This is a genomic window from Photorhabdus khanii NC19 (assembly GCF_000517265.1).
Classification (GTDB): domain Bacteria; phylum Pseudomonadota; class Gammaproteobacteria; order Enterobacterales; family Enterobacteriaceae; genus Photorhabdus; species Photorhabdus khanii.
The window spans coordinates 342,855-356,857 of the sequence record NZ_AYSJ01000013.1; the positions used below are offsets into that span (position 1 = coordinate 342,855).

Below are 14,003 nucleotides of genomic sequence, written 5' to 3' on the forward strand. Positions count from 1 at the left end.
TGCATGGATCGGTTAATCCGGCCAGAAAAATATTCTCTGACCGGGCAGCAAAAAATAGGTCAACTAAAGAAATAACGCTGATTAAGTGCTACTGTCCTGACGGGTTTTACCGTGGCATATTCACCATTCACCTTGACGGCAAAGGTTTCGGCATCCACTTCAATGGTTGGCGTTTCAGCATTACGCACCATATCTTTCTTGGAGATAGCCCGGCAGTTGCGCACCGCCATAACCTGGCGTTCCAAACCAAGCCTCTCTTTTACCTCTTGTTCCATCGCGGCTTGGGAGACAAAAGTCACACAGGTTTCCTGAAGGGTTTTGCCCAACGCGCCAAACATCGGACGATAAAATGTCGGCTGTGGTGTCGGCAATGAGGCATTCGGATCACCCATCACCGCCCAGTTAATCATACCGCCTTTGATGACCAGCTTAGGTTTTGCGCCAAAGAAACGGGGTTCCCACAATACAAGATCGGCCATTTTTCCCACTTCAACTGAGCCCAGAACGTGGCTTATCCCCTGTGCGATCGCCGGGTTAATTGTAATTTTGGCGACATAACGTAAGACACGGAAATTATCGTTATGTACTGCATCTTCCGGCAACTTGCCTCGCGCTGCTTTCATGGCATGAGCTGTTTGCATCACCCGCAGCCAGTTTTCGCCTACCCGCCCCATAGCCTGGGAGTCACTGGAAAACATTGATAGCACTCCCATATCGTGCAAAACATTTTCCGCGGCAATGGTCTCCGGGCGTACACGGCTTTCCGAAAATGCAACATCAGCCGGTACTTTGGGATTAAGGTTATGGCAAACCATAATCATATCAAACAGTTCCGCTTGGCTATTAATACCATAAGGCAGCGTGGGATTAGTTGAACTGGGTAACACGTTCATCTGGCTGGCAACTTTGATGATATCTGGCGCATGTCCGCCACCAGCCCCTTCGGTATGAAAGGTATGAATGGTACGGCCTTCGAAAGCGTCAATGGTGTCTTCAACATAACCACCTTCATTCAAACTGTCGGTATGAACCGCTACCTGAATATCCATTTCATCCGCTACACGTAAGGCATGACGCAATGCAGAATTGGTTGCACCCCAGTCCTCATGCACTTTCAGCCCGGCCACACCCGCTTTGATCTGCTCTACCAGCGGCATAGCCACCGCAGCATGGCCTTTTCCCAAAATACCGACGTTAACCGGTAAACCTTCAAAAGCACGCAACATACGATGGATATGCCAAGGACCAGCGGTAACCGTTGTGCCGTTAGTTCCGTCAGTGGGACCAACACCACCACCAAAGAAAGTCGTCACACCATTGGACAAAGCGTGTTCAGCCTGTTGGGGAGAGATAAAATGAATATGGGTATCAATGCCGGCAGCCGTGAGGATCAGATGCTCACCAGATATCGCATCAGTACTGACACCAACCACCATGCCAGGTGTAACGCCATTCATCATACTGGGGTTGCCACTTTTACCTATCCCGACGATGCGCCCCTCTTTTATGCCGACATCGGCTTTAATGACGCCTTGACGTGCATCCAAAATCGTGACGTTGGTGATCACCAAATCCAATACATTTTCACTGGTCATACGGTTATCGGCACCCATGCCATCGCGCAGCGATTTACCTCCGCCATAGACCGATTCATCACCATAACCGCGCAGATCTTTCTCAATTTCAATAAACAGATTGGTATCAGCCAGGCGAATCTTATCACCGATAGTCGGACCAAAAAGACCGACATATTCCTGCCGGGAAATGGTTGGCATAGTTTATTCCTTTGTTCGAATAGTTTTCCGACGTTCGTTAACTTTACCTTGAATTTATTTGATGGTTTTATAACCCTAGTTTTATTACCCGGCGTGCAGCCATGTCTTTTCTACATATTCCTCAGTGGCAACCGGGATTTTACCCGCCCAACCATCGACTAAGTTATTAAATCCATAAACGTTTTGTTTCCCACCCACAGGGATTAATGACACCTCAATTTCATCACCGGGTTCAAAACGGATTGCGGTTGTTGACGTGATATTGAGTCGTTTGCCAAACGCAGCCGCACGATCAAATTGCAGGGCTTTGTTCACCTCAAAAAAATGGAAATGAGATCCCACCTGGATAGGACGATCACCTGAATTGCGAACCCTTAATTGAATAGCCGGACAATCTTCATTAAAGGATATCGGGCCTTCAGCAAGAATATATCCCCCCAACGGAGTAATATCTTCTTTATTATTTTCTTTCATCGGAAAATCTCCACGCTAATACGTGAACCAAGACTATAAATTAATATTTTGCCCAGATAACTTTTCCTGCTATTTATAATTTGTTTCAGCAATTATTGGATGGGATCATGCACAGTCACCAAACGACTGCCATCCGTAAATATGGCTTCAACCTGCACATGTGGAATGAGATCAGCTACTCCATCCATCACATCTTCTTTAGTCAGAACGTGCCTTGAATCATCCATGACTTCTTCCAGCGTTTTCCCTTCTCTGGCCCCTTCCAGCGCAGCCGCGGTAATAATAGCAACGGCTTCAGGGTAATTGAGTTTTAAGCCGCGGGACTTACGCTTTAATGCGACATCAGCCAGTGTATATACCATGAGTTTCTCAATTTCCCTTGGCGTTAATTGCATAAAACCCCCTAATAATTGGTTATTCCATACGGTCGCACTGTCATGCCAATAAGCTATAACTTAATACGCTTTTCCCAACAGACTTTATTCAAAATTTGCTCTTTTACCAATTTAAATATTGGAAAATATATCCTTTGGTAAAAAAGTTTTGACACCAGAATTATAATATGTCAATTAAGTAACTCCCCTTACAACAGGTTAGTCCTCTTACCTTTTATTTAAGTTTATCTAAGTTAATATTACAAGTTAATTAGTATTATGATTTAGCAAAAGACCGTACATTATTGCGTACAGAGGCTGCTTACCGTTTTTGTCTTTCAGAAATCATCCGCAAACGGGTTTAACATTGACAGGTTTCTTATATGAATAAAAAACACGCACTTTCGCTTCTTGTTGTTCTGATTGCCGCCAACTTACTTGCCTGGATTTGGGCATTTATCGCTTTCCGCCATCATGCAATCATGATGGGGGCGGCTCTGCTGGCATACGGTTATGGGCTACGCCATGCGGTCGATGCCGATCATATCGCAGCAATTGATAACGTCACCCGCAAACTGATGCAACAGGGTAAATCACCTATTGCCGTCGGCGCTTTCTTTTCTCTGGGACACTCTACCATTGTCATTTTGGCCTGCCTCGCTATTGTCCTGACTTCAATGGCTTTTAAAGATCAAATGGGCTGGGTTCATGACTATGGCGGCATTATTGGCACTCTCGTTTCTGCCTGCTTTCTATTGGCAATAGCGCTGATTAATTTGCTAATACTGAAAAGCGTTTATCAGAAGTTTCAGGAGATCAAACGTGGAAAAGAGTTGGCGAACAGTGAGTTAACCGTGCTGGAAACAACACCGGGTGGAGTCATGACCCGCCTGTTTCACTCGGTCTTCCGGCTGGTCAGCAAAAGCTGGCATATGTATCTGGTCGGTTTCCTGTTTGGACTGGGTTTCGACACCGCGACCGAAGTTGGGCTGTTGAGTATATCTGCCGCCGGCTCTCTTAGTGGACTGCCTTTATGGTCGCTGATGGTATTCCCGGCGCTATTTGCCAGCGGCATGGCGCTAATCGATTCACTGGATAATTTTGTGATGGTAGGTGCCTATGGCTGGGCTTTTTCCCAACCAACACGCAAACTCTACTACAACATGACCATTACTGCGGCTTCTGTTGCCGTGGCGCTGTTCATTGGTGGGCTGGAAGCGCTCGGCCTTATCGCTGAGCAGTGGGATTTGCATGGTACTTTCTGGAGCACCATCGGGGCATTAAACGACAATATGGGCAATGTTGGTTTTTGGGTTGTCGGGATTTTTATTCTGTTCTGGACATTATCAGTGATGAATTATCGCTGGCAGGGATACCACACATTGGAAATTAAGTAGTAAAAACAGTCTGTTTTCTGCAATTAACGCTACATATTGTCATTCTTACTACTCAATGATATCATTTGCGTTACTAGTGATATCATCATGAGGAAGACTATGCAGAAAAAACAAACAATAACCCTTCGCTTAAATGAAGGGTTAAAATCACGCATCAAATCTTTGGCTGACGTGCAAGGCATTTCTGCCCATTCACTCATGGTACGTTCAATTGAAAACGAAATTGATGCTCTGGAGGCCAGACAAAAATTTTTACGTGATGCTGAAAATGCCTGGTTAGAATATGAAGCTACCGGCTTACATTTGACTGGCGATGAACTTTCTGACTGGTTGGACGCTATTGCACGCGGAGAAGATAAGGATTTACCCGAATGCCATCTGTAGTCGTCACTTCAGCAGTTGTAAGGGACATAAAACGCCTTGTTGATTTTTTGCGTCAACGTGATGCAATTGCTGCAAAATCAGCATCTAGTGTCATTAGTAAGCACATCCGGGCGCTGAAATCTAACGTATTAGTCGGACGACCAACAGAAGTTTATCCACTTTTTGAGTTAGTCATCCCTTTTGGTGGCACAGGATATGTATTGCTATACAGAGAGTCTCCCGGAAGTAATACACGTTACGTTTTGGCTATCCGCCATCAGCGCGAAACCGACTATAAGCATTAACCCCAAAGTATAAACACCTAACGGAAAAGTGGGAAGACTGGTTTACCGAGCTGAAAGAGCTACAAACTTGTTCTGTCTCTTAATCAGGATATATAACTAAGAGACAGAAACCCAATCATGATTTGTAAGTTATAGCGATAAGGAATTACAGTGCACGAAGGATTGCTTCGACACTCGCTTTCGCATCACCAAACAACATCTGGCTATTGTCTTTAAAGAACAGCGGGTTTTGTACACCAGCGTAACCTGTGTTCATGGAGCGTTTAAACACAATAACACTCTGTGATTTCCACACTTCCAGTACTGGCATACCGGCAATTGGGCTGTTTGGATCTTCCTGTGCAGCCGGGTTAACGGTGTCGTTGGCACCGATGACCAGTACAGTGTCTGTATCAGAGAAATCATCATTGATTTCATCCATTTCCAGAACAACGTCATAAGGAACTTTAGCTTCCGCCAACAGCACATTCATATGCCCAGGCAGACGCCCTGCAACCGGATGGATACCAAAGCGAACCTTAATCCCCTTTTCACGCAGTTTGGCAGTAATGTCATGTACTGGATACTGCGCCTGTGCAACCGCCATACCGTATCCCGGTGTGATGATGACAGACGTTGAGTTTTTCAGCAGTTCAGCAACCTCTTCCGCTGTGGTTTCGCGATATTCGCCCATATCCTGATCATCACCGGTCGAGGAACCATCCGTCCCAAATCCGCCTGCAATCACACTGATAAAAGAACGGTTCATTGCCTTACACATGATGTAAGACAGAATAGCCCCCGAAGAACCGACCAGCGCTCCCGTGACAATCAACAAATCATTACTCAGCATGAATCCAGCGGCCGCGGCAGCCCAACCAGAATAGGAGTTCAGCATCGAAACCACCACCGGCATATCCGCGCCACCGATAGAAGCAACTAAATGCCAGCCAAACACCAATGCGATTGCCGTCATGATCAACAGGGTGGAGATTTGCAGGCCCGTACTTTCCGTTTTTACAAAAGTAATTAACAGGACAAAGGAGATAACCAGCGCTGCAAGGTTTAATTTATGCCGATTCGGCAACATCAGCGGTTTGGAAGAAATCTTTCCGCATAATTTACCAAATGCCACAACAGAACCGGTGAAAGTGACCGCACCGATGAAAACACCCAGGAATACTTCTGTCAGATGGATATTCTCCATCACAGGTTCCGCGAAACTATCGTGAGCAATAAAGCTGTTAAAACCAACCAGCACCGCAGCCAAACCGACGAAACTGTGCAATATGGCGACCAATTCCGGCATTTCAGTCATTTCAACTTTGTTTGCCAGACGAATACCAATAACCGCACCGATCATCATCGCCAGAATAACCCAAACAACATTTCCGGTATCAGGCCCGAAGATAGTCGCAATCAATGCGATTGCCATCCCGGTGACACCCAAAATATTCCCGCGTTTGGCGCTTTCGTGACGAGACAAACCCGCAAGGCTGAAAATAAATAAGATGGCAGCAACAATATATGCCGCTATAACGACTCCACTCGACATCAATTACCCCTTAGTCCTTACGAAACATTTTCAGCATACGTTGAGTGACAGTAAAGCCACCGAAGATATTAATGCTGGCAATTAAAATAGCGATAAATGAGAAGAAGCTTACCCATCCACCATCACCAATTTGCAATAACGCCCCAACAACGATAATTCCCGAAATGGCATTAGTTACTGACATTAGCGGTGTATGTAAAGCATGGCTGACATTCCAGACCACGTAGTAACCCACCACACAAGCCAATGCAAAAACAGTAAAGTGGGATAAAAACTCTTTTGGGGCGACATTGGCTAACCCGCTGAACAAAATAACAGCCAGTGCCAGCAAGCCATATTTCAACCAAGGTGAAGTAGATTTAGTCTCTGGCTTTTCTGCTTTGACTGGTGCCGGTTTTGTTGTCTGTTGAGCAGAAACTTGAATTGGCGGCGCCGGCCACGTCATTTCCCCCTCTTTTACGACGGTCACGCCACGAATAACAACATCATCAAAATCAATATTGATTTCGCCATTTTTCTCTTTGCACAATAGCTTGAGCAGATTAACCAAATTAGTCCCGTACAGTTGTGAAGATTGCGTTGGTAAACGGCTTGGTAAATCGGTGTAACCGATAATCTTCACGCCATTTTCTGTCACAACTAATTTGTCTGCTTGCGTTAATGCACAGTTCCCCCCCGTTTGAGCCGCCAGGTCAACAATCACACTGCCCGGTTTCATTGATTCAACCATCTCTTTGGTGATAAGACGCGGTGCGGGTTTCCCTGGAATAAGCGCAGTTGTCACAATAATGTCAACTTCTTTCGCCTGTGCTGCAAAAAGCGTCATCTCTGCTTTAATGAAAGCTTCGGACATGACTTTTGCATATCCGTCACCACTACCGGCCTCTTCTTCAAAATCCAGTTCGAGAAACTCCGCTCCCATGCTCTGAACCTGCTCTTTAACTTCAGGCCGGGTATCAAACGCACGGACAATAGCGCCTAAACTGCCCGCTGCACCAACAGCAGCCAGGCCAGCAACACCGGCACCAATAATCATCACTTTGGCTGGTGGAACCTTACCTGCGGCTGTAATCTGACCAGTAAAGAAGCGGCCAAATTCATGAGCAGCTTCCACTATCGCCCGGTAACCTGCAATATTCGCCATAGAGCTCAGTGCATCCAACGACTGTGCACGGGAAATACGCGGTACTGAATCCATCGCCAACACAGTGACTTTACGGTTTGATAATTTCTGCATTAACTCAGGGTGTTGTGCCGGCCAGACAAAACTAACCAACGTACTCCCTTCCTTCATTAACGCAATCTCGTCATCCTCAGGAGCATTCACCTTGAGAATGATATCTGAACCCCAAATATCATTACGATCGGTCATTTCAGCTCCGACCTGTTGGTAAGCACTATCCCCAAAGCTGGCTAAATGCCCTGCTCCATTCTCAACAACGACATCGAATCCCAATTTCAACAGTTGTTCCACAGTACTCGGCGTGGCTGCAACACGTGCTTCATTGGCAAGTCGTTCTCTCGGTACACCAATACGCATAATGTTCCCTTCCTAAAGCTTAAGATTAATGATGATTATTACTTGCTGAGGTCAGTTTAGCGATTCAATTAACTTTATTACTGCTATCAGCAAAATCTATCAACGAATATTTTGATAACCGACCGAAAATATTATTGGTGATCCATCACTAATGAGTAAGAAAAATAGCTAAGTAGTATTACCGGCTCACACTTTTCAGTGCCAGTTACTATGATGTTGATAAAAACGCGATGTCGATAAAAACGTGTTGATGAAAACTTATGGTGCCATTTCTATGAACTTGTATTCATTCATACTGATAGCATAAATTCGTGGGACATTAGCTATTATTACATGTAATAATCGTCGGCTATGTGATACATAACGATGTTCAGCAAGTTATAAGTAATTAATGCGCAAGGCGGAAGGATTTTTTATGAGGCTGAAAACAACGATCATCGCAGCTGCGATGCTCTCATTAACTGGTATTACCGCTGCTCAGGCAGCTCAGGAATTATCCCCGGAGAAAGCAGCAGAACTGAAACCCTTTAAACGTATTACGGTTACAGGCCCTTTTAATGCTATTTATGAAGCTGCCGACGCCGTTTCCCGTCGGGCAGATAAAATGGGCGCAGATGGATTTTATATCCAAAGCCTTGATGATCTGAATAATAGTGGCAACCTGCGCGTTGTAGCTGATCTGTATCACAAAGATGCAGAGAAAATTGACAATTCAATTAAATATCGTATGTTCCGCGGTATCAAAGAATTACCCAAAACAGAAGCTGTGACACTGGAACCATTTGATACGGTAACCATCAGTGGTTTTTACACTAATGAGCCAGATTTGAATGAGGCAATCGCAAAAGCAGCTAAGAAAAAAGGTGCAGCATCTTTCTTTATTGTCCGTCAGGTTTCAACCAACGATGGCGGTAATCAAACCGTTACCGCTTATGTTTACAAAGATGATGCGCCAAAACGCCAAATTCAGGCTAACGAAGCCGTAATCCCTGCTGATTCGGATTCAGGACGCGCTGCATTAGCAGAAGGTGGCACAGCAGCTAAGAAAGTAGAAATTCCTGGTTTAGCCTCTTCAACTTCAACCAGCAATGCTATTGGCCGCTTCTTTGAAACCCAATATTCTAAAGGTGAGCGTTACACTGTCACTCTTCCTGATGGTACGAAAATCCAAGAATTAAATAAAATCAGTGCTGCCCAGATGGTACCTTTTGATTCCATCACCTTTTCAGGTTACTACAACAGCATGCCTGATGTTGCCTATGAAGTCGCTAAACGCGCAGCGGCTAAAGGCGCTAAGTACTACCATATCACCCGTGAATGGCAATCCAGTGGTGGCTCCTCTACTATCAGTGCAGACCTGTTCAAATAATCTGTTTAATTTAAGAAAAAGGCACATATGGTAACCATATGTGCCTTTTTTACTGCAAGGATAATAAAATTCTTCAAATCAGCCGGCTGATTCTAACTTCAAACGGATACAATCAATGGCGTTTTGTACCGTCACCATTTTTTCCGCCTCTGTATCGTCAATAGTTATCTCGAAACGTTCTTCCAAAGCCATAATCAACTCGACACTATCTAACGAATCGGCACCCAATTCCTCGAATGTCTGTGTGGTAAGAATCTGGGTTTCAGGTATTCCAAGTTGTTCTGCAACAACATTTTTGACATGATTCTCTAAATTTTCCACGCTATTATCTTCCTAATGTACTCACATTCGGGGAAACTCGTCGTTTCCCCCTTTTTCATTAATTGAAGTTAAATATTTACACAACAGTCAAGTGCATGAATGCCCCTGTGAATCTGGCACTTTCAGGGATAAAACATAACAGACGCTGATCTTTCTTCAATTTACCCGACTTCATAAGCTCATCCAACATGATATAAATAGAAGCCGATCCGGTATTTCCTTTCATTGTTAAGTTAGTAAACCAACGCTCTTGTTTAATACCAAAATTAATATCTTCAAGACCCTCGGAAAATTTCATGCGGAAATATTCAGATGAATAATGAGGCAAGAACCAATCAATAGATTCTGCCGATAAGTTACGATCAGCAACTATCCGCCTCAATGGTTCGGTAAGTGTGAATTTAACGACCCTCTCATTTAAATATCTGACATCTTGTTTGATGCAGAAAACAGAATATGCAAGCCAATCAGCCTGACTCATTTGTGTCCAGCTTTTCAAACTGCCATCTGCTAACTTTTCTCCACCTGAGTACATACATGTCTCTTGCTCATTAGCAAAAGAGTAAATATCTATCCAATCAATTCGTAATGAAACACCATCAGGTCGAGGTTTATTTTCAAGTAAAGCAGCGCCGGCACCATCAGAAAGCATCCAACGCAGAAAATCTTTTTCAAAAGCGATTTCAGGGCGTCGTTCCAGTTCTGCAACCCGAGCTTCGTTTTCACTCTGGAAATTGCGAGCATGCAGTACCGTTGAAGGTGTTTCCGACGTTGTTGAAACCGCATTACTTGTCGTTCCCGAGAGAACGGACAGATAAGCATATTTCATCGCTGTCATACCCGCAGCACAAGCACCTGAAGTTGAGATAACCTCACAAGGTTTATTCTTGAGCTCTCCATGAACCATGACACCATGACCCGGTATAATTTGATCAGGAATACCACTGCTTGCTGCCAGACTTTGCATATCATCTAAAGAAAAGTGTTCATCAACCAAACCTTTTACTGCTTCGGCCGCCAATTGAGCACATGAATAAGTTGTCTCTCCTGTTTCCGGATCCAGCGCATAATGGCGATATTTAATACCATTATTACGGAGCACGATATGACGAGATCTTGATGGACGATCACCAACAAAACCAAGAACAGATTCTATTGTCTCATTATCTATTGGGTTTCCCGGCATAAAGGCGGAAACTTTAGTGATATAAACGTTGTTACTCATTTACTTATTTATCTCCTTTATCATCATAGCGGGCAGAACCAGATGGTTGTTCATAGTATTTTTGTAACTCATTAAGACGTTCTTTCAGTAATACGGTCAGCAAACGGCGAATAACCACTGAAATAGGTAAGACAACCAGTGCCATGAGTATCAAATAGATCACAAACATGGTTAATAGAGAACGCCTTACCCATTTTCCCCGTTTACCTACACGATAAATAAATCCAGACCACAATCTAAATCCCCGATGTATAGCACGTTCACCGAAAATAAAAGATTGATCAACAAATACGGCTCCTAACCCTTTCAACATCGGGTCATCAACTTTCTCTTTATCCGCTTTAAGCGCTGTTACTAATGCATCCCCGAAACGTTTAGCTCCCTGAACATCTTCCTTCGATACCCCGGCCGGCGGTAAACTGGCAATGGGTTGTTTTTTTCCTGTCATTAACCACAACGGGGTTGTAAACAATGTTGCAAAAAAGTTTGCTTTATCAATAAAAACCACGTTATCGCGCAGGGACGCCCCACTTTCATGTAAAAGCTTTTTGACGGTTTCCTGGGCCATCAGCCACATATTTCGACAAGCAATAACCGTTACCACGGGTCGACCATTGAGTAATCGTTTTCCTTCTTTACTCTTAAGAAATGCGGTTATCGGAGGAGATGGTGACAAATACCAAACTTGATAGCCTAATATGACCAAGTCAAAAGGTGCTTCATCCTCCAGATGCAAAGGTGCTAATTCAGGTGGATGTAACTGCACCGTTTCCGGAAAAGCATCAACAAATTTAGAAAATGACCAAGGAAATGGATACTCTGGAATGGGTTTCAGAACCACTTCACGAATGTATATCTCATCAGACTCATGCAAAGGTGAGATTAAACTTTTTACCACCTCGATCAATTGGCCACTTTGGGAATACGATATCACCAGAACACGCTTCATATGTTCTAACCTTTATGAATATTTAATACTAAGCCATTCGTCGGCGCCTAAAAGATAATAATTCGAATAACAACTATCGCCTAACTATCTAAATTTTTTAGCATATATACATATAATCATTCCTGAAAACTAAAAGCATCGACAAGAATATGAATTAATAGATAACAGGTTAATATTTTCACAAACAATATAAATCAAAGTGGTCGTTGTCAACATGATTTTTTTATTTTTATATAAGAATAGTTTTATGTCACATTAACGAACATTAATTTGTTACTGGTGAAAATAGTTGATGAAAAATATATTAACTCAAAGCTAAAATTAACAAAACAAATTAAAATACAAAAAATAATCAAACAAAATCAATTAATTAAAAAAATAAATATGGAAATTTTAATTTAATAATACATTCATAACATTATAAATCAGCGTACTAAAAAGAATGACTTAACTGTCTGATATGGAAACAAATGATTATTATTTCCAAGTAATAATATTACATAGGAAAATAAATATTAAAGACACCCCATTTACCTTTTGTAATTATTTTCATTAAACTTTGATATTGATTGGATAAATTAAAATAAAAATTACTTAATTAGTAATAACATCACAATGCTTTATATTTATCATTTACTCCTCTTAGCATAATAAATGGCATTATAAAAATAACCCATATAAGTTTATAAAAATAAATTGTATGAAATGACATCTTAACCATCACTCTAACAATGCATAAATTTTATAGTTATCTGCATAGAAAACCATTGCATCCAGTCCATACCCTCCGTAGAATCCCCCTCTATTTCTAGGTTTAACCAGTCTGTTTTTCCGTTCTATACAGCTTGGAAGCGACAAAAACCCAATGCCCAATTCATTTTTGTGATCGGGGTAATGAACTGGCTAACAATGCAGTTTATGTCATATTAGGAACATATCTTTGGAAAAAAAACTAGGTCTTACAGCTCTTACTGCTCTGGTACTCAGCTCTATGGTCGGCGCGGGTGTTTTCAGCTTACCGCAAAATATGGCTGAAATTGCCAGCCCGGCTGCGTTAATGATTGGTTGGGGAATAACAGGTGTCGGTATCCTGTTTCTGGCTACCGCCCTGCTATTTCTCTCTCGCCTTCGCCCGGATCTTGATGGAGGCATTTTCACTTATGCTAAAGAAGGCTTTGGTGAACTAATAGGCTTCTGTTCTGCCTGGGGATATTGGTTATGTGCGGTAGTTGCCAATGTTTCTTATCTGGTTATCGTTTTTGCCGCCCTGAGTTTCTTTACTGATAAAGAAGGCATCGTCATCTTTGGTGACGGCAATACCTGGCAGTCCCTATTGGGAGAATCTGTTTTACTCTGGTTAGTACACTGGTTGGTACTCCGTGGCGTTCAAACCGCAGCTGGAATCAACAAACTGGCAACAATGGCAAAATTGCTGCCTTTAGGCGCTTTCATTATTCTTGCCACAATCGCATTTAAAATGGATATCTTTGATCTTGACTTTACAGGCATCGACTTGGGTGTTCCTGTCTGGCAACAAGTAAAAGACACGATGCTGATCACCCTTTGGGTCTTCATTGGTATCGAAGGTGCCGTTGTGGTTTCAGCCAGGGCAAAAAAACGTAAAGATGTTGGGATTGCGACTATGCTAGCGGTCGTCGTCGCATTAGGAATATACATATTAGTTACCCTGCTCTCCCTTGGGTTAGTTCCGCGGCCTGAGTTAGCTGAAATACGCAATCCATCTATGGCAAACCTGATGGTAGGGCTTATTGGTTCGGCAGGTGAAATCATTATTGCCGCCGGATTAATTATTTCCGTTTGCGGCGCTTATCTAAGCTGGACAATCATGGCGGCGGAAGTTCCATTCATCGCTTCCCAACACGGCTCTTTCCCGAAAATTTTTGGCCTACAAAACTGTAACAACGCACCCTCATCCTCATTGTGGTTGACTAATGGGGCCGTACAACTCTCTCTCGTTTTGATTTGGTTAAGTGGGAGCAATTACAATTCATTACTGGCAATTGCATCAGAGATGATTTTAATGCCCTATTTTCTTGTTGGCGCATTTCTGTTGAAGGTCGCTTTTGATCGTAGTAACAAAGGATTATTGCTGATTGCTGTTGGGGCTTGTACTTATGGCCTATGGCTGCTTTATGCATCCGGTTTGATGAATTTGTTATTGTCTGTCGTTCTCTATGCTCCGGGTGTTATTGTTTTCCTGTATGCTCGCAGTCAAAACCCACAAAAAAATAACCTTTATCTGGCTGAAAAGCTCGCTATGGCTACATTGTTGATAGCAACAATCCCTGCAACTTGGTTGTTAATCAAATAATCCCGTCAAATCTAGGCCATTACTCTCCTGTAATGGCTTGCTGTA

12 protein-coding genes and 1 pseudogene are annotated in these 14,003 nt (G+C 43.1%); 5 read left to right on the forward strand and 8 right to left on the reverse strand.

Annotated elements, in window-relative coordinates:
- Positions 1–59: 59 nt before the first annotated feature.
- From PTE_RS13520 to PTE_RS13530, 3 genes are all read right to left on the reverse strand, one after another.
- A complete protein-coding gene (locus PTE_RS13520) occupies positions 60–1,775 on the reverse strand; it encodes an urease subunit alpha (RefSeq protein WP_036847384.1) in 1,716 nt (571 codons plus the stop codon).
- Between the two features lie 84 nt (positions 1,776–1,859).
- Positions 1,860–2,249 carry an urease subunit beta gene (locus tag PTE_RS13525; RefSeq protein ID WP_036847387.1) on the reverse strand — a complete coding sequence of 130 codons (390 nt, stop codon included), beginning with the start codon at positions 2,247–2,249 and terminating at the stop codon, positions 1,860–1,862.
- Positions 2,250–2,341: 92 nt separating this feature from the next.
- Entirely contained in the window at positions 2,342–2,644 is a 303-nt protein-coding gene (locus PTE_RS13530; protein WP_011146425.1) for an urease subunit gamma, read from the reverse strand.
- A 362-nt stretch (positions 2,645–3,006) separates the two neighbouring features.
- Between PTE_RS13530 and PTE_RS13535 the strand changes: the two genes are divergently transcribed.
- The 3 genes from PTE_RS13535 to PTE_RS13545 all read left to right on the forward strand — a co-directional run bounded on the left by PTE_RS13535 (position 3,007) and on the right by PTE_RS13545 (position 4,688).
- The gene (locus tag PTE_RS13535; RefSeq protein ID WP_036847390.1) at positions 3,007–4,020 is read left to right on the forward strand and encodes a HoxN/HupN/NixA family nickel/cobalt transporter; all 1,014 of its coding nucleotides are present in this window, start codon (positions 3,007–3,009) and stop codon (positions 4,018–4,020) included.
- A gap of 99 nt (positions 4,021–4,119) precedes the next feature.
- Positions 4,120–4,404 (forward strand): hypothetical protein, encoded by a 285-nt coding sequence (locus tag PTE_RS13540; RefSeq protein WP_036847393.1) that lies wholly within the window; start codon positions 4,120–4,122, stop codon positions 4,402–4,404.
- Positions 4,392–4,688, forward strand: coding sequence for a type II toxin-antitoxin system RelE/ParE family toxin (locus PTE_RS13545; protein ID WP_036847396.1), 297 nt, complete (start codon positions 4,392–4,394; stop codon positions 4,686–4,688). Before PTE_RS13540 ends, PTE_RS13545 begins: the two co-directional genes overlap by 13 nt.
- A gap of 145 nt (positions 4,689–4,833) precedes the next feature.
- Here PTE_RS13545 and pntB read toward each other — a convergent pair whose 3' ends face one another.
- Together pntB and pntA are read right to left on the reverse strand one after the other, a co-directional pair.
- On the reverse strand, positions 4,834–6,222 hold the full coding sequence (gene pntB / locus PTE_RS13550) for a Re/Si-specific NAD(P)(+) transhydrogenase subunit beta (protein WP_036847399.1): 1,389 nt from the start codon (positions 6,220–6,222) through the stop codon (positions 4,834–4,836).
- A 10-nt stretch (positions 6,223–6,232) separates the two neighbouring features.
- Entirely contained in the window at positions 6,233–7,762 is a 1,530-nt protein-coding gene (gene pntA, locus PTE_RS13555) for a Re/Si-specific NAD(P)(+) transhydrogenase subunit alpha (protein WP_036847402.1), read from the reverse strand.
- 415 nt (positions 7,763–8,177) lie between these two features.
- Here pntA and ydgH point away from each other — a divergent pair, with 415 nt between their 5' ends.
- Positions 8,178–9,131, forward strand: coding sequence for a DUF1471 family protein YdgH (ydgH, locus tag PTE_RS13560; RefSeq protein WP_036847406.1), 954 nt, complete (start codon positions 8,178–8,180; stop codon positions 9,129–9,131).
- Between the two features lie 78 nt (positions 9,132–9,209).
- Here ydgH and stlE read toward each other — a convergent pair whose 3' ends face one another.
- The 3 genes and pseudogenes from stlE to stlC all read right to left on the reverse strand — a co-directional run bounded on the left by stlE (position 9,210) and on the right by stlC (position 11,626).
- Positions 9,210–9,452: a stilbene biosynthesis acyl carrier protein StlE gene (stlE, locus tag PTE_RS13565; RefSeq protein WP_036847409.1), complete on the reverse strand. Its 243-nt coding sequence runs from the start codon at positions 9,450–9,452 to the stop codon at positions 9,210–9,212.
- 76 nt (positions 9,453–9,528) lie between these two features.
- Positions 9,529–10,677: a beta-ketosynthase StlD gene (gene stlD / locus PTE_RS13570; protein WP_036847412.1), complete on the reverse strand. Its 1,149-nt coding sequence runs from the start codon at positions 10,675–10,677 to the stop codon at positions 9,529–9,531.
- Positions 10,678–11,626, reverse strand: a pseudogene (gene stlC / locus PTE_RS13575) (stilbene biosynthesis aromatase StlC).
- A gap of 940 nt (positions 11,627–12,566) precedes the next feature.
- Between stlC and PTE_RS13580 the strand changes: the two are divergent.
- Positions 12,567–13,958 carry an amino acid permease gene (locus PTE_RS13580; RefSeq protein WP_036847418.1) on the forward strand — a complete coding sequence of 464 codons (1,392 nt, stop codon included), beginning with the start codon at positions 12,567–12,569 and terminating at the stop codon, positions 13,956–13,958.
- Positions 13,959–14,003: the final 45 nt, after the last annotated feature.